Source organism: Stutzerimonas sp. Brlt_14 (assembly GCF_051948915.1).
In the GTDB taxonomy this organism is placed as follows: Bacteria; Pseudomonadota; Gammaproteobacteria; order Pseudomonadales; family Pseudomonadaceae; genus Stutzerimonas; species Stutzerimonas stutzeri.
The window spans coordinates 127,649-153,362 of the sequence record NZ_JAYJLM010000008.1 but is presented as its reverse complement, the minus strand read 5'-3'; the positions used below and the strand labels follow the sequence as shown (position 1 = coordinate 153,362).

General features: G+C 63.8%; 22 protein-coding genes and 1 tRNA gene. 15 read left to right on the top strand and 8 right to left on the bottom strand.

Annotation, left to right across the window (positions count from 1 at the left end; translation table 11 throughout):
• Positions 1 to 218: 218 nt before the first annotated feature.
• Genes VF716_RS19485 through VF716_RS19475 form a run of 3 tightly spaced genes read left to right on the top strand, consistent with a single transcriptional unit; the run spans position 219 to position 3,787 of the window.
• A complete protein-coding gene (locus VF716_RS19485; RefSeq protein ID WP_037005208.1) occupies positions 219 to 875 on the top strand; it encodes a paraquat-inducible protein A in 657 nt (218 codons plus the stop codon).
• Positions 862 to 1,485: a paraquat-inducible protein A gene (locus VF716_RS19480; protein WP_014597555.1), complete on the top strand. Its 624-nt coding sequence runs from the start codon at positions 862 to 864 to the stop codon at positions 1,483 to 1,485. Before VF716_RS19485 ends, VF716_RS19480 begins: the two co-directional genes overlap by 14 nt.
• Entirely contained in the window at positions 1,478 to 3,787 is a 2,310-nt protein-coding gene (locus tag VF716_RS19475; protein ID WP_014597554.1) for a PqiB family protein, read from the top strand. Before VF716_RS19480 ends, VF716_RS19475 begins: the two co-directional genes overlap by 8 nt.
• Positions 3,788 to 3,864: 77 nt before the next feature.
• Here the strand turns inward: VF716_RS19475 and mksF are convergent, their stop codons facing one another.
• The 3 genes from mksF to mksB all read right to left on the bottom strand — a co-directional run bounded on the left by mksF (position 3,865) and on the right by mksB (position 8,738).
• Positions 3,865 to 6,699: an Mks condensin complex protein MksF gene (gene mksF, locus VF716_RS19470; protein ID WP_014597553.1), complete on the bottom strand. Its 2,835-nt coding sequence runs from the start codon at positions 6,697 to 6,699 to the stop codon at positions 3,865 to 3,867.
• Entirely contained in the window at positions 6,696 to 7,385 is a 690-nt protein-coding gene (mksE, locus tag VF716_RS19465; protein ID WP_125851436.1) for an Mks condensin complex protein MksE, read from the bottom strand. The genes mksF and mksE overlap by 4 nt, the downstream gene beginning before the upstream one ends.
• Positions 7,386 to 7,451: 66 nt before the next feature.
• On the bottom strand, positions 7,452 to 8,738 hold the full coding sequence (mksB, locus tag VF716_RS19460) for an Mks condensin complex protein MksB (protein WP_011914315.1): 1,287 nt from the start codon (positions 8,736 to 8,738) through the stop codon (positions 7,452 to 7,454).
• 239 nt (positions 8,739 to 8,977) lie between these two features.
• Here mksB and VF716_RS19455 point away from each other — a divergent pair, with 239 nt between their 5' ends.
• Together VF716_RS19455 and VF716_RS19450 are read left to right on the top strand one after the other, a co-directional pair.
• On the top strand, positions 8,978 to 10,075 hold the full coding sequence (locus VF716_RS19455; protein ID WP_011914314.1) for a carboxynorspermidine decarboxylase: 1,098 nt from the start codon (positions 8,978 to 8,980) through the stop codon (positions 10,073 to 10,075).
• A gap of 26 nt (positions 10,076 to 10,101) precedes the next feature.
• Positions 10,102 to 11,346, top strand: coding sequence for a saccharopine dehydrogenase family protein (locus VF716_RS19450; protein WP_020308446.1), 1,245 nt, complete (start codon positions 10,102 to 10,104; stop codon positions 11,344 to 11,346).
• 63 nt (positions 11,347 to 11,409) lie between these two features.
• Here the strand turns inward: VF716_RS19450 and VF716_RS19445 are convergent, their stop codons facing one another.
• Genes VF716_RS19445 through VF716_RS19435 form a run of 3 tightly spaced genes read right to left on the bottom strand, consistent with a single transcriptional unit; the run spans position 11,410 to position 14,433 of the window.
• The gene (locus VF716_RS19445; RefSeq protein WP_020308445.1) at positions 11,410 to 12,717 is read right to left on the bottom strand and encodes a CitMHS family transporter; all 1,308 of its coding nucleotides are present in this window, start codon (positions 12,715 to 12,717) and stop codon (positions 11,410 to 11,412) included.
• Positions 12,718 to 12,763: 46 nt separating this feature from the next.
• Positions 12,764 to 13,084, bottom strand: a complete 321-nt coding sequence (locus tag VF716_RS19440; RefSeq protein ID WP_019406303.1) for an AtuA-related protein — start codon at positions 13,082 to 13,084, stop codon at positions 12,764 to 12,766.
• The gene (locus tag VF716_RS19435; RefSeq protein WP_440552863.1) at positions 13,084 to 14,433 is read right to left on the bottom strand and encodes an acyclic terpene utilization AtuA family protein; all 1,350 of its coding nucleotides are present in this window, start codon (positions 14,431 to 14,433) and stop codon (positions 13,084 to 13,086) included. The genes VF716_RS19440 and VF716_RS19435 overlap by 1 nt, the downstream gene beginning before the upstream one ends.
• Positions 14,434 to 14,543: 110 nt before the next feature.
• Between VF716_RS19435 and VF716_RS19430 the strand changes: the two genes are divergently transcribed.
• The 4 genes from VF716_RS19430 (at position 14,544) to rimI (ending at position 18,585) form a co-directional block, all read left to right on the top strand.
• On the top strand, positions 14,544 to 15,470 hold the full coding sequence (locus tag VF716_RS19430; RefSeq protein WP_256045842.1) for a LysR family transcriptional regulator: 927 nt from the start codon (positions 14,544 to 14,546) through the stop codon (positions 15,468 to 15,470).
• 305 nt (positions 15,471 to 15,775) lie between these two features.
• Entirely contained in the window at positions 15,776 to 17,320 is a 1,545-nt protein-coding gene (locus VF716_RS19425) for a 2-isopropylmalate synthase (RefSeq protein WP_014597545.1), read from the top strand.
• Positions 17,317 to 18,123 carry a hypothetical protein gene (locus VF716_RS19420; protein WP_048329763.1) on the top strand — a complete coding sequence of 269 codons (807 nt, stop codon included), beginning with the start codon at positions 17,317 to 17,319 and terminating at the stop codon, positions 18,121 to 18,123. The genes VF716_RS19425 and VF716_RS19420 overlap by 4 nt, the downstream gene beginning before the upstream one ends.
• Before the next feature lie 9 nt (positions 18,124 to 18,132).
• On the top strand, positions 18,133 to 18,585 hold the full coding sequence (gene rimI / locus VF716_RS19415) for a ribosomal protein S18-alanine N-acetyltransferase (RefSeq protein WP_014597543.1): 453 nt from the start codon (positions 18,133 to 18,135) through the stop codon (positions 18,583 to 18,585).
• Between the two features lie 101 nt (positions 18,586 to 18,686).
• Here rimI and VF716_RS19410 read toward each other — a convergent pair whose 3' ends face one another.
• Complete coding sequence (locus tag VF716_RS19410) at positions 18,687 to 19,229, bottom strand: hypothetical protein (protein WP_049341782.1); 543 nt, start codon at positions 19,227 to 19,229, stop codon at positions 18,687 to 18,689.
• 190 nt (positions 19,230 to 19,419) lie between these two features.
• On the opposite strand from VF716_RS19410, the gene otsB reads away from it, so the two are divergent.
• From otsB to VF716_RS19380, 6 genes are all read left to right on the top strand, one after another.
• Positions 19,420 to 20,196: a trehalose-phosphatase gene (gene otsB, locus VF716_RS19405; protein WP_019406307.1), complete on the top strand. Its 777-nt coding sequence runs from the start codon at positions 19,420 to 19,422 to the stop codon at positions 20,194 to 20,196.
• 15 nt (positions 20,197 to 20,211) lie between these two features.
• A complete protein-coding gene (gene otsA, locus VF716_RS19400; RefSeq protein WP_037002483.1) occupies positions 20,212 to 21,627 on the top strand; it encodes an alpha,alpha-trehalose-phosphate synthase (UDP-forming) in 1,416 nt (471 codons plus the stop codon).
• A gap of 69 nt (positions 21,628 to 21,696) precedes the next feature.
• Positions 21,697 to 22,341, top strand: coding sequence for a carbonate dehydratase (gene can / locus VF716_RS19395; protein ID WP_125460626.1), 645 nt, complete (start codon positions 21,697 to 21,699; stop codon positions 22,339 to 22,341).
• Entirely contained in the window at positions 22,341 to 23,240 is a 900-nt protein-coding gene (locus VF716_RS19390; RefSeq protein WP_019406308.1) for a DMT family transporter, read from the top strand. Before can ends, VF716_RS19390 begins: the two co-directional genes overlap by 1 nt.
• 187 nt (positions 23,241 to 23,427) lie before the next feature.
• A tRNA-Met gene (locus VF716_RS19385) sits at positions 23,428 to 23,504 on the top strand.
• Between the two features lie 106 nt (positions 23,505 to 23,610).
• Positions 23,611 to 23,850, top strand: coding sequence for a hypothetical protein (locus VF716_RS19380; RefSeq protein WP_125482559.1), 240 nt, complete (start codon positions 23,611 to 23,613; stop codon positions 23,848 to 23,850).
• Between the two features lie 142 nt (positions 23,851 to 23,992).
• On the opposite strand, the gene VF716_RS19375 is transcribed toward VF716_RS19380, so the two are convergent.
• On the bottom strand, positions 23,993 to 25,714 hold the full coding sequence (locus VF716_RS19375) for a response regulator receiver domain (RefSeq protein ID WP_125482558.1): 1,722 nt from the start codon (positions 25,712 to 25,714) through the stop codon (positions 23,993 to 23,995).

The following is a 25,714-nucleotide window of genomic DNA, read 5'->3' as shown; positions in this document are numbered from 1 at the left end:
CCCTGGAAAAGCGGCCGCGCAGAACTGAGCCTGACCCGTTCAGGCCGGCTGCTCCGATGCAGCCGGTGGCTGTAAAGGCGCTGCGGCGAGTGAGGTAAAAGTACGGCTGCCCGCTGCACTGGATCGAACTGCCTTCAAGAGCATCTTCCCTCTCGCCTGACGGCTCACCGCAGTGCGTATCGCTCGTTTAAGATAAGCGCTTTACTCGGATATCCCTCATGCCGGAATCGGCTGCTAGCCCAAGACTTGAAGAGCTTCCGATTGAGCAGCTCGTAGGCTGTCCGGAATGTGATCTGTTGATGGCAAAGCCGACGCTCAACCTTGGCGAGGTGGCCGAATGCCCCCGCTGTGGTTGTGAGCTGTTTCGTCTGCGCCATCGTATCGTCGGACCGGGATTGGCATTGGTGCTGGCGGCTCTGCTGCTCTACTTTCCTGCGAACTTCCTGCCGATCATGCAGTTGAACCTGCTCGGCAGAGTCACCCACGATACCGTCTGGAGTGGGGTGTTGAGCCTGTACAACAGCGGCATGCAGGGCATCGCCGTGGTGGTGTTCCTCTGCAGTATGGCGGTGCCGTTGATGAAGCTGCTGTGCCAGCTCGCAGTGTTGCTCTGCATCGCCATCGATCGGGCCAAGCCCTTGGGGCTGTTGCTCTACCGGTTCTATCACCATCTGCGCGAGTGGGGGATGCTCGAGGTCTATCTGCTCGGAATCCTGGTTTCCATCATCAAGCTGCGTGACATGGCGGAGCTGAGCCTTGGCGTCGGCCTGGCCTGCTTTGCCGGGCTCCTGGTGGTGCAGGTGTGGCTGGAGTTGGTGATGTCACCGCATCAGGTATGGGAAGCGTTATCGGAGCCTGACGATGCGCGCCGCTGACGCCGGGCTGATGGTCTGCCACGAATGCCACCAGTTGAATCGCGCCACACCAGGTATCGAACATCAGCATTGCAGCCGCTGCGGGGCGCGTGTGCACATGCGCAGGCCCAACAGCATCGCGCGCACCTGGGCCTTGCTGATCACCGCAGCATTGCTCTACCTGCCGGCGAATTTCCTGCCCATCATGACGGTGCGCATGCTCGGTAGCGGGACGCCGGATACCATCATGTCCGGCGTGGTCACGCTGGCCAAGCACGGCATGTTTCCTATTGCGGCGGTGGTGTTCATCGCCAGCATTCTGGTGCCGACGTTCAAGCTGGTCGGGATCGCCATGTTGCTGATTTCGGTACAAAGGCATCACCCGATGTCGCCGCGACAGCGCATTCTGGTGTTCCGATTCATCGAATGGATCGGGCGCTGGTCCATGCTCGACATCTTCGTCATCGCCATTCTGGTGGCGATCGTCAATTTTGGCAGTCTCGCCAGCGTCGAAGCGGGATTCGGCGCCGTCGCCTTCGCCAGCGTGGTCATCCTGACCATGCTCGCAGCCATCACATTCGACCCACGTCTGATCTGGGATAACACGGAAGCCGGGAACAAGCATGACTGACCTGCCACAAGCCAATACACGTCCGGCCTCCAGCTGGTCGGCCATCTGGATTCTGCCGCTGATCGCGCTGGCCATCGGCGCCTGGCTGGCCTGGCAGGCGTATAGCGAACGCGGCATCCATATCGAGGTGGTGTTCGACAGCGCCGAAGGCATCGAAATCAACAAGACGTCCGTGCTCTACAAGGGCATGACGATCGGTGTCGTACGCGACTTGCGGCTGGAAGATGACGACCGTCGGCAGGTGGTGGTCGCCGATATCGAAATGAATAAGGATGTCGACGGCTATCTGCGAAGCGGCACGCGCTTCTGGCTGGTCAAGCCCAGCGTCACACTGGCCGGGATCACTGGTCTGGAGACGCTGGTGTCGGGCAACTACATCGGTATGAGCCCAGCCGATGGCGAGCCGACCAAGCGTTTCGTCGCGCTGGCGGAGGAACCGCCGATGTCCGACAGTCGCATCGGCCTGCACCTGACACTCAAGGCCGAGCGCCTCGGCTCGCTGAATCGTGGCAGCCCGGTGTTCTACCGGCAGATCCAGGTGGGGCAGGTGAAGAACTATGTGCTCGCCGAGGATGACAGCACCGTGGAGGTGCAGCTCTATATCCAGCCGGAGTATGCGCACCTGGTGCGCAAGCACACCCGTTTCTGGAACGCCAGCGGCGTCACCGTCGACGCAGGGCTGACCGGCGTGAAGTTCCGTACCGAGTCCCTGGCCAGTATCGTCGCCGGGGGTATCGCCTTCGCCACGCCCGCGCACCGCAAGGACAGCCCGGCCACCGACCCGAACATCCCGTTCCGTCTCTACGAGGATTTCGACGCAGCCCAGGCGGGGATCAAGGCCGTGGTCGCGCTGCAGGATTTCGATGGGCTGCAGGCCGGACGCACGCCGGTGATGTACAACGGCATGCAGGTTGGTCTGCTGAAAAAGCTGGATATCGACTCGGACCTCAAGGGGGCGCGCGCCGAGCTTTCGGTCGACCCGCTGTTCGAGGACTACCTGGTCGAGGACACCGATTTCTGGGTGGTCAAGCCGTCCATCTCGCTGGGCGGCATCACCGGCCTCGAAGCGTTGGTGAAAGGCAACTTCATCGCCGTTCGGCCCGGCGAGAAAGGTGGCTCGCCCAAGCGCGAGTTCGTCGCCCGCCCCAAGGCGCCGCCGCTGGACATTCGCGCCCCGGGGCTGCATCTGGTGCTCACGACTGACAGTCTGGGCTCGCTGGACGTTGGCAGTCCCGTGCTCTACCGGCAGGTCCGGGTGGGGTCGGTACAGAGCTACCAGTTCTCTCGCGACCAGCAGAAGGTAGTGGTGGGAGTGCATATCGAACAGCCGTACGCCAACCTGGTGAACAGCTCGAGCCGGTTCTGGAATGCCAGCGGCATCTCGCTGAGCGGCGGTTTGTCCGGAATCGAGGTGCGCAGCGAGTCGCTGCAGAGCCTGCTTGCCGGCGGTATCGCCTTCGAAACGCCCGATCCGCAGGCCGCCGGGACGAGGAAGGTGCCGCGCTTCGTATTGCACAAGGACAAAGACAGTGCAATCCAGCGCGGGACGCCGATCGAGATCCGCCTGGCGCGTGGCGATGGACTGAGTGCCGGTACGCCCATTCGCTACAAGGGTCTGGCCGTGGGCCAGGTGGACACTGTCACGCTGAGCGATGACCTGCAGAGTGTCGTGCTGCGTGCCCGCATCACCGCAGCGGAGTCGCGCATCACCCGCGCCGGCACCCAGTTCTGGGTCGTTCGGCCGGAGCTCGGCATCATGCGTACGGCGAACCTGGATACGCTGGTCAGCGGTCCCTACCTGGAGGTGGCACCGGGCAAGGCGGATGCGAGCGTGCAAACGCGTTTCACCGGCCAGGAGCGGGAGCCACAGAAGGCTGGTGAAGGGTTGAGCCTCGTGCTCAGCGCGGCCCGGCTGGGTTCGATCAAGCCGGGTAACGCGGTGACCTACCGCGAGGTGAAAGTCGGTGAGGTCACCGGTTATGAGCTGGGGCAGAACGCCGATCGCGTACTGATCCGCGTCGTCATCGAGCCGCGCTACGCGCCCCTAGTGCACACCGGCACCCGCTTCTGGGAGACCAGTGGCTTCGGTGTGGATTTCAGTCTGTTCAAAGGTGCTAGCCTGCGCACCGATTCGCTGGAGTCGCTGCTCGAGGGCGGCGTCGCCTTCGCCACGCCAGAGGGCGAGCAGATGGGACGCAGGGCGCTGCCGGGACAGACCTTCGCGCTGTTTAAGGAGCCGCAGGACGAGTGGTTCGGCTGGGCACCGAAGATCGAACTGGAGCGAGCCGCCGGCGACAGATGACAGGCGTTGCTGGAGGGTGAGGCCCCCTGCGACACATGAAGAGGGCCCCGCTCGGGGCCCTTTTTCGTTGCAGGAGATCAGGCTGGTTCTTCGGTCCGTTGGGCTGAAGCAGTGTGCTCGCTGGCGACTGGTTCGCGGCGGCTGATGTATTTCCAGTCCGCCTCGTCGATGTAGATGCCGGCCGGCCCGCTGCCGCCCTCAAGGTCGATCGCGACATGGGCCGAGACCTGAGGCTTCACCGATGCGAGGATCGGCACGAAGCCCAGCTGCAGGCTGGTTTCGATCAGCGCCTGCTGGTTGCGCTCGTCGATGTCTGCCGCCTCGTCGAGGTAGTAGGGCAGGCGGATGCGTCCGGCCTGCTCGCGATCCATCAGGTGCAGCAACAGGTACATATTGGTCAGCGCCTTGATGGTCATGGTGGTGCCGTTGGACGCCGCACCGTCGATGTCGGTATGAATCACCGGCTGGCCGCCGACCTTGGTGATCTCGAACGCCAGCTCGAACAGGTCCTTCAGGCCCAGCTGGTTGTTGTTCGCCGCCACCAGCCGAGCCAGATACTCCTTGGCTTCCTCGTTCTTCGCGTCCTGCTCGGCGGACTGGGACAGATCGAACACCGACAGCGTCTCGCCTTCCTCGTACTGCCCGGCGCTGTGGATGATCTGGTCGATGTGCTTGAGCGCATCCTTGTTCGGCGCCAGCACGATGCGAAAGCTCGCCAGGTTGGAAACCTGACGCTTGTTGATCTCGCGGTTGAACAGCGCGAGCTGGTGTTCCAGGCTCTCGTAGTCGCTGCGGATGTTGCGCAGCGTTCGGGCGATGTCGGTGACCGCAGCACGGCGGGCCTTGGCCAGGGTCAGCGCCTCGTCCTGACGGTGGGCGTAGGCGTTGACCAAGAGCTGCAGGCGACGCTCGGGATCTTCCTCGCTGTCGAACTTGGCCACGCCCTTCAGGCGCACCTGGGCATACAGCGCCTCGATCTGACCGTCGACGCGCTGCAGCGCCTGCCAGCTGTCCTGGTAGTCGTTGAGCAGCGGCAGCAGGTTGTCCAGCGAGTCGTCCACCGGATCCATGTAAGGCGTACCAAACGGCAGATCTGCCGGTAGCAGCTGGCGACGTCGCAGGGCGTCTTCCAGCGTGCGCTCCTTGGCTTCCAGATCGGCCAGCTGACGGCCGACCAGCTGCAGCTTGGCGGACAGGTGCTGCACGCGCTCGGCGAAGGCGTCGCTGGTGCGCTTGAGTTCTTCCTGGGCGGCCTCGGCCTGGGCCAGCTGTTCCAGCTTCGCCGGCTCCTCGGCGGCCAGGGTCTGGCTGCGGCGGAAGTCTTCCAGTGCTTTGTGCGCATCCAGCACGGCTTGATACAGCGCCTCGGCCTGGGCCTTGCTCGCCGCGCGGTCGACGGCCACCGCATGCTGGGTCTTGAGCTGCTTGAGTTCGCGCTCCAGGCGATCCTTCTGGTCGCGCAGGGCGGCACGGTCGGCCAGGGCCTGCAGCGCCGGTGGCTCGATATGCGAGAGGTCGATGGACAGGCCCGGCACCGAGAAGGTGTCACCCTTGAAGCGATCCAGCACCGCTTCCACGGCCTTGACCCAGTCGTCGCCCTCGGCGCTGATGCCTTTTTCACCCAGCGGCAGGCTGAACAGCTGGCCATTGAACAGGCGCATCAGGCGATCCACATCGGCCTGGGAGAACTCCTCGCGCAAACGCGAGTAGCTGTTGTTGTCGGCATGGTCGAGCTGTTGCCGGACCGACTTCAGGCGTTTTTCCAGATCACGCAGGCGCTCGTCCAGGTCCTCGCTGGAGAACTGACGGGACTGCGCCAGCGCACCGGCCAGCTCGTCGTGGGCGTCCTTGGCGGCGAGCAGCTGCTGCTCCAGCACATGGGCGTCCTCGACCAGGGCGAAGCGGTTCTTCAGCACCGCCAGCTCGCCCAGCCAGCGCTGGATTTCGCTGATCTCGCGTTCCAGGCGCATCAGCTCGCCAGTCGAACCGCGCTGTTCGTTCTGCAGGCCGTCCTGCTCGCGGCGATAGTGCTCGGCCTGGATCACCAGCTCTTCCTTGCGCGCATCGGCGTAGTCGTGCCAGGTGCCGAGCAGGTTGTCGAGTAGCGGCGACAGGCGATGCAGCTTGCCGCGCAGCAGCTCGCGCTGGGCGACACCGGCGGCCAGCGCCTCGACCAGCGGGCCGGCGGCGACCAGTGCCTGGTAGTCCTGCTCCATGCGGCGCACGTCGCGGAAGGCTTCTTCGGTGGCGGCGATATAGTCGACGCTGCCCGAGCGCAGGCTGTGCTCGAAGGCATCGAGGAACAGCTGCTTGAGTTTCGCTGCGGTGATCTCGCGCATATGCAGCAGGTTGATGAACAGCGCGCGGAAGGTCTTCAGGCTCTGCTCGCTGGTCGAGCGCAGCGGGATCAGCGTCATGTCCAGCGGGATCGAGGTATGCCCGCCGACCAGTAGCCGGCGCAGCTCGTCCGGCTTGGCCTCGTAGGCCTTGAGGCCGGCGCGTTCGAGGTTGGCGAACAGCTCGCGCTGGCGCAGGCAGGTGCCGTTCTGCTGGTAATGGTCGAGGTCCAGCGAGCCCTGATAAACGAAGAACTGATGACCGAAGCCGCCGCCCGGTCCGCGGCCGGCCACGCCGATCACATGCGGGCCGTGGGGCAGCATGACTTCGACGAGGATGTAGCTGGTGTCCGAGGCGAAGTAGAACTTGCGCGACTGCTCGAGGCTGTACTTGCCGAAGCTCATGTCCGACATGCGCGCCAGGATCGGGAACTGCAGCGCGTTGATCGACGCGGATTTGCCGAGGTTGTTGGCGCCGTAGACCGACAGCGGGTTCTCCAGCGGAAAGATGCCGAGACTGTAGCCGGCGGTGTTCAGCAGGGCGAAGCGGCGGATGCCGTAGCGTTCCTGGCTCATGCTTCAAGCTCCTTTTCTTCGGCGATGGCGCGGGCCAGGGCGTCTTCTTCCGATTCTTCGGCCACTTCCTCGATGAGGATGATGTCGTCTTCGCCCTCGTCCTCGGCGATCAGCTCCGGGGCCGGTAGCGGCAGGTCGCTGCTGTGCAGGCTGGCGGCGAGATCGCGGTCCTGCTGCACCGACAGGCAGACGTCGAGGAAACGGTGCATCGGCGGCAGGAAGCGGTAGACGCCATTGCTGTCCTCGGCGAAGCCCAGCTGCGTCAGGCGGCGGATGACCTTTTCTTCCAGCTCTTCCTGGGTGGTGACTTCGGCCTGCAGGAACAGGTCGCGGTACTTGTCCAGCAACGCCGGCAGTTCATCGCGGCCAAGGCTGCCACCGTCGAGCACGGCCAGCGGATCGCGACCCTGGTCGGCCAGGTGCTCGACGAGGATGAAAGTGAACAGCGCCAGGCGCTGGGCGGTCTTGTTCACCTGCGCGCCCATCTGCTCGGGGACGAAGTAGTAGAAGCCGCGCGGATCGCAGACCAGCTCGAAGCCGAGCGCCTTGAACAGTGCGCGGTACTGGTCCTGCATGTTCGACAGCTGCGCGTAGGGCTCCGGCTCGCTGCGCGACAGGTGATAGCCCTTGAACAGCTCGCGGAAGATCGGCGCCAGCTGGGTCATTTCCTTGAGGTCGATGTTCATTCAGGTCGCTCGGATATCGTCGGGGTGATGGTGGACAAGCTGCGTGTTGTCCACCCTACGTAGGGATCAGCCATTGGCATTGGCCACCAGCGCAAAGGAGCTGAGGCTGACGCGGTGCTCGCGGGTCAGGTATTCGCGGCGCTCCAGGCGGTCGCGCTGGAAGCGGGCGTCGCGGGACAGGCGCGAGAACCAGTAGAGCAGCTCGTCGGTGGCGCCCTCGGGTTCCTGCTCCAGCAGCCAGGCCATCAGGTCCGGCAGCGGCAGTGCCTGCTGGCAGCGTTCGATCATCTCGCGCGCGGTGCGCGGTGCGCGCGGCTGCTCGCCCTTGCGCTTGCCGCTGGCCCGGGGGAACTGCGCCGGCTTCGGCTCGAAGCGGGCCAGGGCGTAGACGTAGGCTTCGACCTGGCTGGCAGTGCCGAGAAAGGTACTCTGCGGACGGGTGAACAATGGCAGCGAGGCCTGTGGTACGGCGTCCAGGCCCTTCTTGCGGATCGCCGACAGCGCCAGTGCCGCGCCGCGGGTCACGGCGTTGTGCCGACGCGCTTCCTCGCGTAGCGGCAGCAACAGCTCGCGGGCCTTGCGCAGGGTCAGCTGGGCGGTGGTCTGCATTTCCAGGATGCGCGCATGAGTGCGCAGCAGGAGGTCGTCGTCCACCAGCTGGCCGAGGCGCTGCTGTTCGCCGAGCAGCTTCATCAGCACCTGCTCGACGCGATGAACGCCCTGCTCGAAGGCGCCGTCGGCGGAGACCAGCTGGATCATCGGCTCGACGTACTCGTCCCAGGTCGCCAGCACCTCGGCATAGCGCTGGCGCAGCGGGATCTGGCGGTCGCTGGTCTTGGCCCGGTCGGCTACCGCAACCAGCGCCTGCTCGTCATTGTCGAGCTTCTTCAGTACATCGCGTACGCGCATGTCGAGCAGGCGCAGCTGGCGGGCCAGGTCGTTGCCGTCGCGAATCTCGAAGGCATCGAGGATATGCCCGGCCAGGCGCTCCAGATGGCGCAGGTAGGCTTCGATCTCCAGGCACAGGCCGAGGCGGTGCTCGCGACGCAGGTAGGCGAGAAAGTCGTGGATCTGCGCGTTCAGCTCGAAGCGGTTGGGGCTCTTGGCCACCGGTACCAGGATGTCCAGGCGGATCCACTGGTCGAGCAGGGCGGTGATGTCGGTGGGCGTGCCTTCGGGTAGCTGTGCGGCGAGCTGATGGCGCAACTCCACCAGGCTCAGGGTGCCGGCGTCGAAACGCTCGCACAGCGGCTCGAGCAACGTCCAGTGTTCGGCGAGGGCACGCAGTACGCGCTTGGGTTCGATCATCGTGGCGCCAGTCCAGCCAATGAAAAAGCGCCGATTGTACTGCATTGGGGCCTGCATGATGGACGCGCAGACAACCGGCCACGCCGTCGCGGCACGTATGGAGGCGTCACCTGAACGTCATCGCCCTGGCGCCATTCGGCGACCGGTCGGGCAAGCCCGAACGTCACTAAACGTGACGAAGTGTCGATGTGCTATTTCGATCTCTGTCGGTTCCCGGCACAATTCGAACTTTTTTGCAAAAAGCGAGCTGTCGGTTCCGCCGGCGACTCCCTCGGGGCACGAACATGATCAAGACGCCGTATTACCTCATCGACAAACAGAAGCTTCTGGGCAATCTCGAGAAGATCGCCTACGTGCGTGAGCAGTCCGGCGCCAAGGCGCTGCTGGCACTCAAGTGCTTCGCCACCTGGTCGGTGTTCGACCTCATGCAGCAGTACATGGACGGCACCACCTCGTCATCGCTGTACGAGCTCAAGCTCGGCCGGCAGAAGTTCGCCGGCGAGACCCACGCGTACAGCGTGGCCTGGGCCGACGACGAGATCGAAGAGATGGTCGCCAACTGCGACAAGATCATCTTCAACTCCATCGGTCAGCTGGAGCGCTTCGCCGAGGCGACCGAGGGGACCATCCGCGGCCTGCGCGTCAATCCGCAGGTGAGCAGTTCGGACTACCTGCTGGCCGACCCGGCGCGGCCGTTCAGCCGTCTGGGCGAGCACGACCCGGCGAAGATCGAGGCGATGATCGGCAAGATCAGCGGCTTCATGTTCCACAACAACTGCGAGAACTCGAGCTTCGAGCTGTTCGACAAGATGCTGAGCACCATCGAGGAGCGCTTCGGCCATCTGCTGGAACAGGTCCAGTGGGTCAGCCTCGGCGGTGGCATCCACTTCACCGGCGAAGGCTATCCGCTCGATGCCTTCTGCGCGCGACTGAAGGCGTTCTCGGAAAAATTCGGCGTGCAGGTCTACCTGGAGCCGGGCGAGGCGGCGATCACCATGAGCGCCTCGCTGGAAGTGACGGTGCTCGACACCCTGTACAACGGCAAGAACCTCGCGGTGGTCGACAGCTCCATCGAAGCGCACATGCTCGACCTGCTGATCTACCGCCTCAACGCCAAGATGGCGCCCAACGACGGCGAGCACAGCTACATGGTGTGCGGAAAGAGCTGTCTGGCCGGCGATATCTTCGGTGAGTATCAATTCGATCGTCCGCTGGCCATCGGCGATCGGCTGTCGTTCATCGACGCGGCAGGCTACACCATGGTCAAGAAAAACTGGTTCAACGGTCTGAAAATGCCGTCCATCGTGGTAAAGCAGCTCGACGGCAGCGTCGAGGTGGTTCGTGAGTTCGACTTTAACGATTACCTGTCCAGCCTTTCCTGAGGCCGCAGTACAAGGGGGTGAAACAATTGAAGAAAAACGTTCTTATCATTGGCGCAGGAGGTGTTGCCAAGGTGGTGGCCCACAAGTGCGCGCAGCACAACGACGAACTCGGTCGTATTGCTATCGCGTCGCGCAGCATCTCCAAATGCCAGGCCATCATCGACAGCGTCCAGGCCAAGGGCGGGCTGAAGCAGCCCGGCGAGATCAAGGCCTATGCGCTGGACGCCATGGACGTGGAAGCGACCAAGGCGCTGATTTGTGAAACAGAATCGCAGATCGTCATCAATGTCGGTTCTGCCTTCCTCAACATGTCCGTGCTGCGCGCCTGCATCGACACCGGCGCCGCGTATCTCGATACCGCGATCCATGAAGAGCCGGGCAAGATCTGCGAAACGCCGCCGTGGTACGGCAACTACGAGTGGAAGCACCTGGCCGAATGCCAGGAAAAGGGCATCACCGCCATCCTCGGTGCCGGCTTCGACCCGGGCGTGGTCAACGCCTACGCCGCTCTGGCCCAACAGGAATACTTCGACAAGATCGAGTCGATCGACATCCTCGACGTCAACGCCGGTTCCCACGGCAAGTATTTCGCCACCAATTTCGACCCGGAAATCAATTTCCGCGAATTCACCGGGCAGGTTTACAGCTGGCAGAACGGCCAGTGGACGACCAACCGCATGTTCGAGGTCAAGCGCACCGACGACCTGCCGGTCGTGGGCGAACAGAACCTCTACCTGACCGGTCATGATGAGGTGCACTCGCTCTCCAAGCACCTCGACGTGCCGAACATCCGTTTCTGGATGAGCTTCGGCGAGCATTACATCAACGTCTTCACCGTACTGAAGAACCTCGGCCTGCTCTCCGAGCAGCCAGTGCGCACCGCCGAAGGCCTGGAGGTCGTTCCGCTCAAGGTGGTCAAGGCCGTGCTGCCCGATCCCGCCTCGCTGGCGCCGGGCTACACCGGCAAGACCTGCATTGGTGATCTGGTCAAGGGCACCAAGAATGGGCAGCCGCGCGAGCTGTTCATCTACAACGTGGCCGACCATGAAGAGGCCTACGCCGAGACGGACAGCCAAGGCATCTCCTACACCGCCGGCGTGCCACCGGTTGCCGCGGCGCTGCTGATCGCCCGTGGCGAGTGGGATGCCAAGCGCATGGTCAACGTCGAAGAACTGCCGGCACAGCCGTTCCTCAAGCTGCTCGATGTGATGGGCCTGCCCACTCGCATCAAGGACGAGCATGGCGATCGTCCCTGGGATCAGGCCATCTGATTCCTGTCTGCTGAATGAAAAAAGGATCGCCTCGGCGATCCTTTTTTCGTTTCAGGGCTAACCTCAGACCGTGACCACGCCAAACAGCACGGCTGCCGCCAGCATCACCAGGCTGATGCCCCAAGCCCACAACACGGTGTAGCGGATGTGCTTGTACAGCTCGACACCGGCCAGGCCGATGGCCAGGTAAACGCTCGGCACTACCGGGCTGATACCGAAGCCGGTGTTCTCGCCGATCAACATGGCGCTGGCCACGGCCTGCGCGTCGACACCCGCGGCTACCGCTACATCGCGGATCACCGGCAGCAGGGCGAAGTAGTAGGCGTCCGGCGAGAACAGCATGCCCAGTGGTACACCGAAGGCGCCGATGATCACGTGCAGCCAGTTGGCCGAGCCTTCGGGCAGTACGTTGATCATCCAGTGCGCCATGCCGTCGGACATTCCGGCTCCTGCCAGTACGCCGAGCAGGATGCCGGCCGCCAGCATCACCAGAGCCATCTGCATGGCATCGCTGGCATGGCGCAATACGGCCTGGTTCTGCTCCGCCAGGCTCGGGTAGTTCAGCACCAGGGCGACGCCGAGGCCCACCATGAAGCAGGCGAACAACGGGAAGGCGCCGGTGAACAGACAGACAAGGATGATCAGGGTCAGCACCAGGTTGGCCCAATAGCGCCAGCTAAGCGGGCTCAACTGACGGCCGTCGTCGCCGGGTTCTGCCGTCTGCGCAGCTTCATGGCCGGCGAGCATGCCATGGCCAAGGGGGCTGCGCTGGGCGCGCAGGCCAAGGAATACCGCCAGGGCCATCACCAGTGCCAGGCCGACCGCCTGCACGGGAATCAGCGAGATCCACAGCTGCGAGGCGTCGATGCCGGTCACCGCCGAGGCGCGCGCCGTGGTGCCGCCCCAGGGCACTATGTTCATCACCCCGGCGCTGAGCACCACCAGGCACAGCAGCATTTCGCGCTTCATGCCCAGGCGCAGGTACAGCGGCAGCAGGGCCGGAATCACCAGCAGGAAGGTGGCGGCACCGATGCCGTCCAGATGGGTCACTGCCGTCACCGCGACAGTGACCACCGCTACCGCCAGCGGCTTGCCGCCGGTGCTGCGCAGCAGGAAGTTGACCAGCGGCGCGAACAGACCACGCTCACGCATGACGCCGAAGTAGAGGATGGCAAAGATGAACAGCGTGGCTGTCGGAGCCACGGCTTTCAGCCCCTCGGTGATGAACTTGCCGATTTCCCCCAGGCCGAAACCGGCGAGGGCGCTGGCGATCACCGGCAGGGTGACGAAGGCGACCAGCGGGCTGATCCGGCGCAGCAGGATCAGGGTGACGATGAGAAACATCAGGCCGAAGCCCAGGGCGGTGATCATGTCGATCTCTCCGGTGTTGTTATTGTTGGAGACAGGGAAGGGGGGCTCAGTCGGGAGGCGGCAACCTCAGGCCGAGCAGCGCGTAACTCAGGCTCTTGCCGTGGCGGTCCAGCCCGGGGCTGGCGTTGACGCCACCTTCCAGGGCGTGCTCCACCACGAAGTTGAGGCCGCCCAGGTTCGGCAGCTCGTAGCGTTTCACCGTGCCGATGGCGCGGTGGCTCAGGCAGCCGGCGACTCGTTCGCAGGTCAGCTCACGGGCCAGCCAGGCATAGTGCTCAGCGGCGAAGGCGAACACCGCCACACTCAGGGTGTTGCCCTTGTCACCGGCACGGGCGTGGGCGTAATCGCACAGCAGTACATCGATCATCAGAACCACTCCAGCCGTTGCCGCACCGCGGTGCGCTCGATAAGGAAACTGGCGGTGCCGAGCGATTCGCCGATATGCCGGCGTACGCCGCCACCGCCGGCTGGGCCGTTGGTGTAGAGCGATTCGGCATCGAGCAGCAGGCGTTCCAGCAGGGCCTTGTCGCGATCCAGGAAGCTGATGCGCAGGCGCACGTCCTGGCAGTCGGCCGCCTGTGCCAGGCGCTGCTGCAGCCACTGACCGCCAGCGTCGTTGAACAGGCTGGCGACGCCGATCACATCGATCCACGGCGTGAGCTGCGGCGCCAGCTTGGCGCAGCGTTGCAGCAGGATGTCGCGCGCCAGCGCGGCGCGAGCCACGGCGCCAGGGCCCGCGTAGGAAATCTCCGCTTCGGCGAACCACTTGCCGCGCAGGCCGACCAGGCCCTTGAGGTGCGTCGGCTGCGGTTTGCCGCGCACGCCCTCTACCGCCACCTGATCGCTTGCGACCTGCCGGACGCGCACCTGGCTCAGGTCCATGATCACATCCGGCGTCAGGTAGCTGGCCGGGTCGTGCACTTCGTAGAGCAGTTGTTCCTTGACCGTGCGTTCGGTGACGCAACCTCCGGTGCCAGCCGCCTTGCCGATGACGATCTGCCCATCGGCCGTGACGCTGGCGATGGGGCAGCCGACATTGGCCAGGTCCGGTACGTCCTTCAGGCCGGGATGAGCGAAGTAGCCACCGCTGACCTGGGTGCAGCATTCGAGCAGGTGGCCAACTGCCGTGGCCTGGGCGATGCGATCCCAGTCATCGGCCTGCCAGCCGAAGGCATGGCGCAGCGGCCCCACCGCCAGGCTGGGGTCGGCGACTCGGCCGCAGAGGACGATGTCGGCGCCCTGATCCAGCGCCTGGACGATGCCGTCGGCACCGCTGTAGACATTGACCGAGACCACTTCGCCGTCGAGTTGCGCGGGCAGCCATTGCTGCAGATCGATGTCGCTGTCGAGCAGGTCGTCGCCCAGTACGCAGGCGATGCGCGCCGAAGCGTGAGCTGTGCCCTGCAGCTGCTGGCGCAGGCGCGTGGCGGCGGCGGTGGGGTTGGCGGCGCCGCCGTTGGTGACGATGGCGATGCCGGCGTCCAGGCAGGTCTCCAACACCGGTTCGAGAAAGTCGAACAGGCGCAGGGCGTAGCCGCTCTGGGCATCGTTGAGGCGGCGTAGCTGGGCTTCGGCCAGGGTGCGCTCGGCCAGCAGTTCGAAGAACAGGAAGCGTCGGCCGTTGCGACCGGCGAGGTCGTTGGCCAGCGCCAGCGCGGCATCGGGGCGATCATTGGCGAAGCCCGCGCCGCACCCGATATGGACTGTTGTGGTCATTGTCGATCCATTTCACGGTCAGGTATGCAGCCAGGGTGATGCCTGTGGATTTAGTTGTGAATTCGAAATGTGATATGAATTGATAAGGGAATTTTATAAGTTGCCGAGCCATGGACATCAGCTTTCGCCAGCTTCAGGCCTTCGTCCTGATTGCCGAACACCGCAGTTTCAGTCGCGCCGCCGAGCAGGTTCACCTGTCGCAGCCTGCACTCAGCTACAGCCTGCGCAAACTCGAAGACGCCCTCGGCTTGTCGCTGCTGGCGCGCAATACTCGCAGCGTGGAGTTGACCGCCGCCGGCCTGCGTTTTCTCGAACAGGCTCGCCGCCTGCTGCGTGACATGGACAACGCCGTGCACGACGCGCATGAGCAACTGCATCTGGAGAGTGGTTCGCTGCGCATCGCCGTGTTGCCGTCGGTGGCCATCGAGCCCCTGCCACGGGTGCTGCAGGAATACCGGCGGCGCTATCCCGGTATCGACATCAGCCTGCATGACGGCCGCGCCGGGGAAATCCGCCAGTGGGTGACTGCGGCCGAGGTGGATTTCGCCATCACCTCGGCGGTCGACGACCTCGGCGCGCTGGATTTCCAGCCGCTGTACGACGACAGCCTGGTATTGCTGGTACGCGGCCACGAACGCCTGCGCGGCAAGGCTTTGCTCGCTGCGCTACGTGAACAGGACTACATCGCCACCACCCGCGATACCAGCCTGCGCGGCATGGCCGATGAAACACTGCAGCGCATGGGGCTGTTGCGTGAACCCGCGTGGGAAGTGGCGTACATGAGCAGCGCCGCCGCGCTGGCGCGTGCGGGTTTGGGCTTCGCCCTGTTGCCGGCCAGCGTGGCCGACACCTTCAACAGCGACGGCAGCCTCGCCGTCCATCAGCTCGACGAGGCGCCGGCGCGCAGCATCGGCCTGCTGCAGCGCAAGCCGTGCTACCTGAGCCCGCCGGCGCAGGTCTTCGTCGCGCTGTTGCAACAGCAGGTCGGTGGGGCCCTCGGCACGACTACCGAGTCACGCGACGATTTCGCCTCCTGAATCGATCGTGCTGGATCGCTCGGGTAGAGCGCCAATGTGCGCCTGGCGCCATGCCGGCGGCACCCGCGCCGTCACGCTCCGGGCCGGCCTCGTCGTGCCGTCGGGCTGAGGAGCCACTCGTACCGCTGCAGCGCGAGGCGGGCGATACCTCGACGTGACCGGCTTGCCGGCGCCCACCCTGATGGCCCTGCGCGCGCATCCGCCGTTCAGCCAGCAGCTGCTCCTTCCCGCCCCGTCCATTTCACGCGACAATCCGCCCACACAGGCGCCCTGTCAGAGGCGCTCGGCAGCCGTGAGGATTTCCTATGAGCAGCAACGATCGCGTCATCATCTTCGACACCACCCTGCGCGACGGCGAGCAGAGCCCCGGCGCGTCCATGACCGGTGAGGAAAAGCTGCGCATCGCCCGGGCGCTGGAGCGGCTGAAGGTAGACGTGATCGAGGCGGGCTTCGCCATCGCCAGCCCCGGCGATTTCGCCGCGGTGAAGCTGGTCGCCGACAACATCAAGGACAGCACCGTGTGCAGCCTGGCGCGCGCCGTCGATGCCGACATCGAACGCGCTGCCGAAGCGCTGGCCGGCGCCAACTCCGGGCGCATCCACACCTTTATCGCCACCAGCCCGATCCACATGCAGTACAAGCTGCGCATGCAGCCGGACCAGGTGGTGGAGCAGGCAGTGCGCGCGGTGAAGAAGGCGCGCAGCCTGTGCGCCGACGTGGAGTTTTCCTGCGAGGACGCCGGCCGCTCGGAGATCGATTTCCTCTGCCGCATCATCGAGGCTGCCATCGACGCCGGGGCACGCACCATCAACATTCCGGACACGGTCGGCTACGCCATTCCGCACCAGTACGCCGACACCATCCGCCAGCTGCTCGAGCGCATCCCCAATGCCGACAAGGCGGTGTTCTCCGTGCACTGCCATAACGACCTCGGTCTGGCCGTGGCCAACTCCCTGGCCGCGGTGGTGGCCGGTGCGCGCCAGGTGGAATGCACTATCAACGGCCTCGGCGAGCGTGCCGGCAACGCCGCGCTGGAAGAGATCGTCATGGCGATCAAGACCCGCCAGGACCTGCTCAACGTGCACACCCGCATCGAGACCGAGCACATCCTCGCCGCCTCGCGCCTGGTCTCGGGCATCACCGGCTTTCCGGTGCAGCCGAACAAGGCCATCGTCGGCGCCAACGCCTTCGCCCACGAGTCGGGCATCCACCAGGACGGCGTGCTCAAGCATCGTGAGACCTACGAGATCATGTCCGCCCAGTCGGTGGGCTGGAACGCCAACAAGATGGTTATGGGCAAGCACTCCGGTCGCGCCGCGTTCCGTTCGCGCCTGGAGGAGCTGGGCATCGCACTGGAAGGCGACGAGCTGAACGCTGCCTTTGCCCGCTTCAAGGAGCTGGCGGACAAGAAGCATGAAATCTTCGACGAGGACCTGCAGGCGCTGGTCTCCGATACCCTGGCCGACGAGGCGCCCGAACACTTCAAGCTGGCCAGCCTGGAGGTGGCGAGCAAGACCGGCACCACGCCCGAAGCCAAGCTGGTGCTCAGCGTCGATGGAGCGGAGCGCAGCGCCCAGGCCGAAGGCTCCGGCCCGGTGGATGCCACCTTCAAGGCCATCGAGGCGGTCGCCGGCTCCGGTGCCACGCTGCAGCTTTACTCGGTCAACGCCATCACCCAGGGCACCGATTCCCAGGGCGAGGTGACCGTGCGGCTGGAGAAGGGCGGGCGCATCGTCAACGGCAACGGCGCCGATACCGATATCGTTGTCGCCTCGGCCAAGGCTTATCTCAACGCGCTGAACCTGATGCAGGTCGGCGCCAAGGCTCATCCACAGGTGGAAGGCGTTTGATCAGTGAAACCCGGCGTCGGGCCTACCTCGACGCCATGCAGGTAGCCAGCTGGCTGCCACGCACCGAGCTGCCGTTCGCTGCCCCGTCTCGGCTCGAGCTGCTGCAGCCGCCGGTTGCCGAGCCGGAGCCCGCGGCCGCCGTCGCGCCCGTGGCCGAGGTCGAGGCTGCACCGGTCGTCGAGCGGCCAGCCGTGACGCCGACCGTCGAACCGACCCCGGCACCGCGCCCGCGTATCGCCATGCCGGAGCCGAAGCCCGTGGCCGCGACCGACAGCCCTGGCGAGGAGGCCGCCGCCGAACCCGCCAAGGCCATCGAGCCGCCGCCGCGCTTCTCCCTGCAGCTGCTGCGCGCCGGCAACGTGTTGCTGGTGGTGGAACTGCCCACCGGCGAATCCTTCCAGAGCCGTGACCCGGCCTACATCCTGCTCAAGGACCTGCTGCGCGCCGCCCGGCTGCCGGACAAGCCGCAGCAGGTCGGCGACGGCGAACCGATCCGCTGGCCTCTGCTGCACAAGGGCAGCCTTGACCAGGGTGCCGAGGCTGCGCGCGATTACGTGCAGGGCGTGATGGCTGCCGAGCTGGAGCAGATGGGCTGCGACTGCATCTGGCTGATCGGTCGCCCGGCCCTGCGCTTCGCGGGCGAAGTGGACGTCGACAACTGCTATCGCGAGGTGGCCGTGGAAGGGCTGGGTCGCGCCCTGGCGATGCCGGGGCTGGAAGCCTTGATGGAACAGCCGGCCGCCAAGGCCGAGCTGTGGAAGGCCATGCGCCGCAGCATGCCGCGCTGGCACATAGGTTCGTGAGTACGCGTGATGAGTGATGCAGTCAGCTTTCGCCCGATGACAGCGGCGGATATCGAAACCGTGCTGAAGATCGAATACGCCGCCTTCAGCCACCCCTGGACCCGCGGCATCTTCAACGATGCCCTGACTGCCTACGAGTGCTGGGTGATGTTCGAGGGCGAGCAGCAGGTCGGGCACGGCGTGATCAACGTGATCCTCGACGAGGCGCACCTGCTCAATATCACCGTCAAACCGCAGAGCCAGGGCCGCGGCCTCGGCCTGCGCCTGCTGGAGCACCTGATGCAGCGGGCCCGCGAGCGCGGTGGCCGCGAATGCTTCCTTGAGGTGCGCGCCAGCAATGCGCCGGCCTACCGCCTCTACGAGCGGTACGGCTTCAACGAAGTGGGCCGCCGCCGGGCCTACTATCCGTCGGCCGATGGCCGCGAAGATGCGCTGGTGATGGCCTGCACGTTGCTGGATTGATGGCGCGTTGTTTCATAGGGCGGGCTCAGCCCGCCGCCTTACGAGGCATCGTTCTCTTAGGGGCTAAGCCCACCCCGCGTTCGGTGCGGCAAGCGGCCCGATCACTCCCCCGGACGCTTGTCCCGGCCTGAATCCAGCGGGGCGTCGCCCTCCAGTTCATCGTCCGACAGCACACTGTCGTCCTCGCGCAGCACCGCGTCGCCACCGCTGAGGCCGGTGTCCTCGTCGCCCTTGGCGGGGCCGTCCCAGGGTTTGCCGTCCAGCGGGTCGTAGCGGCCCAGCTCGGCTTCGTCGAGGTCCACGTCTGCGCCGATCTCGTGCTCGGACACCACGCTCAGATCCTGATCCGCCGGGCCGCCGTGGCCGCGTTCGCGGGGTGAGCGCGAGCCATCGTCCGGAATCTGCGTCTCTGGCGCCAGGTCATCCATGGTGGTCTCGCCGCCGGGCACTTCGCCGACCGTCATGCCGGCCTCGGCCTCCCGCTCCGGCGGGAACTGATCGGTGATTTCCTCGGCCGGCACCTGGTCGCCGATGCGGCCCTTGCGCTCGTCCCGGCGCTGGTCGAAGTCGAGCGGCTCCATCGAGCCCATGCGGTCCTCGGTGTCGTCGATTTCCGTCGGGGTATAGGGTTTCTGATCGCTCATGATCGTCTCCTGTCAGGCCATCGGTCTTGCAGGTTGTGACCCGGCCGCTCGATGAAGATTCAGGTGCGCCGCTGGCCGGAACCGGCATCCGGGGCCATCCTTGATGGGCTGCGAATTCGGGCTGCAGTACCTGACCGGCAGGCGAGCGAAATGGGACGAACCACCGCGCGTGATCCGGAGTCCTACCTGCATGAACGATCAAAACGACCAACCTGCGCCTGAGGCTCGGCGCTGCGCTTTCTTCTTCGACGTCGACGGCACGCTGGCTGAAATACAGCCCCGCCCGGAGCTCGTCTTCATTCCGCCGCCCACCCTTGCGGCCCTGGAACGACTGCATGCCGACGGGATTCCCGTCGCCGTGATCTCCGGGCGCCCCCTGGCACAGCTCGATGCGTTGCTGGCGCCACTGCAACTGCCCGCCGCCGGCGTGCATGGCGCCGAGCGCCGGGATGCCGAAGGCGAGTTGCGCAACCTGGCGCTGGATGCCCGGCAGCTGGAGCGCATCCAGCGCGAGCTGGCCGAGGCCTGCAGCGAGCACCCCGGCTTGCATCTGGAGAACAAGGGCGTCGCCTTCGCGCTGCACTTTCGCCTGGCGCCGCAGCTGGAACAGGTCGCCCGCGAGCTCGCCGAGCATTTCGCCGAGCGCTACGCCGAGGTGCTGAGCCTGCAGCCCGGCAAGTGCGTGTTCGAACTCAAGCCACGCGGGGCGAGCAAGGGTGAAGTCATCCGCGCCTTCATGGCGGAGGTGCCATTCGCCGGCCGCACCCCGGTGTTCGTCGGCGATGACCTGACCGACGAGGCGGGTTTCGCCGCCGTCAATGCGCTGGGCGGGCGTTCCATCAAGGTCGGCGAGGGGCCCAGCGAGGCTCGCGAGCGGTTGCCATCGGTGCATTCGGTCGGCGGCTGGCTGGAACAGCTGCTGAGCGAGCTCGGCGAACCGGCCGGATCTATAACAAAACCAGACTAGAGCGAGATTTTTGCCATGAGCCGTTTAGTAGTGGTTTCCAACCGAGTCGCGCCGATCAAGGCGGGCAAGGTGGCTGCCGGAGGGTTGGCCGTCGGTGTCTACGATGCCCTGCGCCAGGCCGGAGGCATCTGGTTCGGCTGGAGCGGCGAGGTCAGCGCGACCCCGACCATCAACACCGAGGAAGTCGGCAACATCACCTATGTCACGCTGCCGCTGAACAAGCGTGACTACGACCAGTATTACCGCGGCTTCTCCAACGCCACGCTGTGGCCGATCTTTCACTACCGCATCGACCTGGCCCGCTACAGCCGCGAGGAATACGACGGCTACCGGCGGGTCAACGCCATGCTGGCCGAGAAGCTCATGCCGCTGCTCAGGCCCGACGACATCATCTGGATCCACGACTACCACCTGATCCCCTTCGCCGAAGCCTGCCGCCAGCTGGGCGTGCGCAACCGCATCGGCTTCTTCCTGCACATCCCGTTTCCGGCGCCGGAAATCCTCACCGCCATCCCGCCGCACAACGACCTGCTCAAGACGCTCTGCTACTACGACCTGATCGGCTTCCAGACTGACACCGACCGCCTGGCCTTTCAGGACTACATCACCCGCGAGGTGCGTGGCGTCATCGAGCCGGACGGCAGCCTGACCGCCTATGGGCAGAACTTCCGCGCCGGGGTATACCCCATCGGTGTGGTGCCGGACGAGATCCAGCAGCTCGCCGAAGGCTACAAGGGCCGCGCGCATCCCATGCGCCGCGCCACCGACACACGCCGCCAGACCATCATCAGCGTCGACCGGCTGGATTACTCCAAGGGCCTGGTGGAGCGTTTCCGCGCCTACGAGGAATTTCTCGACCGCTACCCGGCGCACCGCAACAACGTCGAGTTCCTGCAGATCGCGCCAACCTCGCGCTCCGACGTGCGCACCTACCAGCACATCCGCGAGCAGCTAGAGAGCCAGGCCGGGCACCTCAACGGGCGCATGTCCGACCTCGACTGGACGCCGCTGCACTACCTGAACAAGAGCTACGACCGCCGCGTGCTGATGGGCCTGTTCCGCGCCGCCGACGTCGGCTTCGTCACCCCGCTGCGCGACGGCATGAACCTGGTCGCCAAGGAATACGTCGCCGCCCAGGACCCGGAAGACCCCGGCGTGCTGGTGCTGTCGCGCTTCGCCGGCGCGGCCCGTGAACTGACCTCGGCGCTGATCGTCAACCCGTACGACTGCGTCGGCATGGCCGAAGCGCTCGACCGGGCGCTGAACATGTCGCTGGCCGAACGCAAGGATCGCTACGAGCACCTGATGCGCGCCATTCGCGCCGCCGACCTGGACGCCTGGCGTGACAACTTCATGCGTGATCTGCGCTCGTTCATCTCGCAACCCAGTGCCCAGCGGGCGAAGAAGGTGGAGCTGGTCGAACCCGAGTGAGCCGCGGCGGCTTGTCAAAAGCCTGCAGCGACTCGTAAGGTGCCGAGCCGACCCACAGGGACACATGAGATGAGCGAACTGGACCCGCTGTTCGAGAACAACGCCCGCTGGGCCGAAGCCATCAAGGAAGAAGACCCGGATTTCTTCCAGAAACTGGCCCGCCAGCAGACGCCGGAGTACCTGTGGATCGGCTGTTCCGATGCGCGGGTGCCCGCGAACGAGATCGTTGGCCTGCTGCCGGGCGACCTGTTCGTTCATCGCAACGTCGCCAACGTCGTGCTGCACACCGACCTCAACTGCCTGTCGGTCATCCAGTACGCGGTGGACGTGCTCAAGGTCAAACACATCCTTGTCACCGGCCACTACGGCTGCGGCGGCGTCCGCGCCTCCATGCGCGACGACCAGCTGGGCCTGATCGACGGCTGGCTGCGCAGCATCCGCGACCTCTACTACGAACACCGCGTGCACCTGTCCAAGCTGGCCAGTGAGGAAGAACAGGTCGACCGCCTGTGCGAGCTCAACGTCATCCAGCAGGTCGCCAACGTCAGTCACACCACCATCGTCCAGAACGCCTGGCACTGCGGGCAGCCGCTCGCCGTGCACGGCTGCATTTACGGCATCAAGGATGGCCTGTGGAAGAATCTCAACGTCACGGTGAGCGGGCTCGACCAGCTGCCCTCGCAATACCGTCTGCGCCCGCCGCGCCAAGTCTGATGAGTGCGCGTCAGGGCCCGGCCTTCGCCGGTCTGCTTATCGCCGTGCTCTGCTGGAGCGGCAACGCCCTGGTCGGCCGCGCCTTCCATGACAGCATCCCGCCGCTCAGCCTGTCGTTCTGGCGCTGGGTGCTGGCTACCAGTTTGCTGCTGCCTTTCGTCGCCAAGGGCATCTGGACGCACCGCGCCACCCTGCGTGCCGCCGGCTGGCGCCTGCCGGTGCTCGCCGCCATGGGCATCGCCAGCTACAACTCGCTGCTCTATACCGCTGCGCAAAGCACCGAGGCGATCAACCTCACCCTGGTGAACACCTGCCTGCCGCTGGCGACCTTTATCGGCGCGGGCTTCCTGCTCGGCGAATGGCCGCTGCGCCGCGCCTGGTTCGGCATGGCCGTGGCGGCGGGCGGGCTGCTCTACCTGATCAGTCGCGGCAGCTGGCAGACCTTTGCCAGCCTGTCGTTCCAGCGCGGCGACCTCATCATGCTGCTCGCTGTGCTGGCGTGGGCGCTCTACACGCTGCTGCTGCGCCGCTGGGCCAGGCACCTGCTGGTGCCGCCGCTGGTGCTGCTGGGTGTGCTGATGCTGCTCGGTCTGCCGCTGATCCTGCCGTTCTACCTGCTGGAACTGGGCCGGGTAGGGGGCTTCGCCCTCACGCCGAGCAACCTTGCCGCCATCGGCTACACCGCCGTGTTCGCCTCGCTGGTGGCCTACGTCGGCTGGAACCATGGTGTGAAGATCGTCGGCGCGGGCAGGGCAGCCATGGTCATGTACCTGATGCCCGTATTCACCGCCCTGCTGGGCTGGCTGCTGCTGGGCGAGGCCCTGCGCACCTTCCACTGGATCGGCGGCGCCCTGATCTTCGCCGGCCTGCTGCTGGCCACGCGGCCTTCGTTCCGCTAGGGCCGTAGGATCCCGATCTGGGCTGCCGACCAGCGCGGCCCGGGCTAGGTGCCCACCTACGCGGCCCAGGCTAGGCGCCCCCACCTACGCGGCCCGACCGTTCGTAACTAACCGTTTGAAAAGGATAAAAAATCTGCGGAGCCAGGGTTGACAGCCCAAACCGACCAGAGAATAATGCGCGCCACTTGGCTACATAGCTCAGTTGGTTAGAGCGCAGCATTCATAATGCTGATGTCCCAGGTTCAAGTCCCGGTGTAGCCACCAGACACAGAAAGGCGGTTAGCGAAAGCTAACCGCCTTTTTTTGTTTTCTGGCCGGTGACTACCGTCTCCCGGATCGCCTAGCAGCACCCTTCCGTTGAGGCTGCTTCGTGAACGTTACCCCACCGCTTCACTGGCCGAGTCTGGCGGAAAATAAATCTGTCCCCTTTTTCTCTCCTTTTCTCTTATTTGCCATCTACCAAGGTTCGCAGGGAATGCAGGAGTTCGCGAAGCAACGCTCAGCTGAGGCGTATCAGAAAGCCGAAACGCAGCAATCAGAACAGCTAGAGCGGCCTGACGAATATATCGAATCCCTTCGATTGAAAGAAGTTGAAACGCCGTCGTTCTGAGGCAGTAACTACCCACGTTGAAAGCATTCGAAACGTGCCGAAGGCAAGCACAACATGACGATTCAGTTAGTTGCGGGTAGCCGGCGCCAGCCTCGCGATTCAGGCAAACGAAAACGCAAAGCCAGCGCCGAGGTTCGGCGCTTCAGATTGACTTAAACTTTCCAGCTTCGGTCAGTCTTAAGAATTCTGAGTCTTTAATGCCAATGCGCATCCAGTTGCCAGCTAGCTTGGCCATTTCGCTCGCGGCCCGTGCATATCGTATTTCCCCGATCCAAGTGAATACGTGGGTGCCGCCAACATTCGAGAAGGTAAAGTACGGTGTGCCAACTTCGGGACAATGAATAGCTCCTCGCACACGCCCGCGCTCATCTGGTAGAAAAGAAAAAGTGGCGAGCGTAGGATGCTTTTCCCTAAAATACAATCCTCGATAACCACCATCGGCATCTTTGAAAACCAGGCTATAACACTCGTCATCAATAGTTGCCTCTAGAAAAACAAATGGTGTTTCTCTAGCGAGACGCAACGTATCGCACGCTGGCGTTAGGCAAAGGAAGTACCTTTTAACCTCGCCGCTTTGACATTGCAGCAAAGTTCCGGTGGTTAAGGAAGGCAGCCAGCCCTCGCCGCCAAACAGTTTACTATCTCCAAAGCCCTCCCTTTTGAAAACAACCAATCTGGAGAAGTCTGATTCGGCCTGTTTTGACGCAGCAGGCCCGCCGGCAAGAGCCTCAGAGACACGATGCCGGTGTTCAATACCAAAGCTCACCGGTTCTCCTGCATCTGTTTTAGTGCCTTTATTGTCAATCCCGTTGTTAAGAAGTTGAGATATTAGTAGAGAGTCAATATTTTTGCCTTTTTTATAAGAGGGCTCAACAAACTTATCTTTATTGTGAGCCAGCCAGTGAGTCAGCGCATATTTATCAAGATAGCGGTCAGCAACCGACTCCAAGCCTAGGGCGTTATCACACTCGGCAACTAAGAGTTCTCTCATCATCTCCGCAACATCCTCGGGCGGATCTGAGATCAAGCGATTGGCTACATAAGCGGAATCAAGATGCGATCCAAAACGAGTAACCATGTGATGGCTATTCTTTCGAATGGCTCCAACTGCCGCTAATGCAAATGACGGAAGAAGGCCGTCGGCAAATTTACAAAATTGATTAACTAAAACCGTCGGCAAGTCGGCTGATGAGACAGACTGTTTATTTAGAACTATAGCCAAGCAACTTTGTTTTTCCGAATAAAGTACTCCGTCAGCTATCTCATCAACAGTCACGCCGCCCTCTGCAAGGGACTCACGAACATCTTGGCTCACTCCGTCGGTCAGCGGCTGGCCGGTGTAAACACAAATAAAACGAAGCCGGCCATTCTCGGAAACATCACTTACGGCTATCTCTCGAAGAATCCTTTTAGTAAGGTTTGGGGACCCGTCGTAAAGAAACCAATCGATAACGACAATGTCGCAAGCGATCGCAGAGTTAAGGACTCGTTTTACAACAGCTTCTTCGTTAAAGGCATCATCCTCTGGGAGAACAAAGGCGCATGCCAATCCGTTTTCTGCGAAAGCATCAGAAATTTTTCGAACATCCAGCTGGTGCGGGTTTTCTAGCTCAGTATGAAGCGCTGAATTATCGGTATTAAGCTGAATGGATGTAAGTGTAGGGTCTAGATGACTCATGCCATCGTCTGGGACCTCAAGAGAAAAATCTAACGCCGGGGAGGGTGGTCCTGTCTTTACGAAAGGTTCGTTGTCAATAACTACTGCACTTTTAAGAAATCGCTTTACTGCGGATAGACAATGTTCATTCCATATTCCCTGCGAGTCAGGGACTGGATCGCCACGCTCAAATGCTTCAGCTTGCAT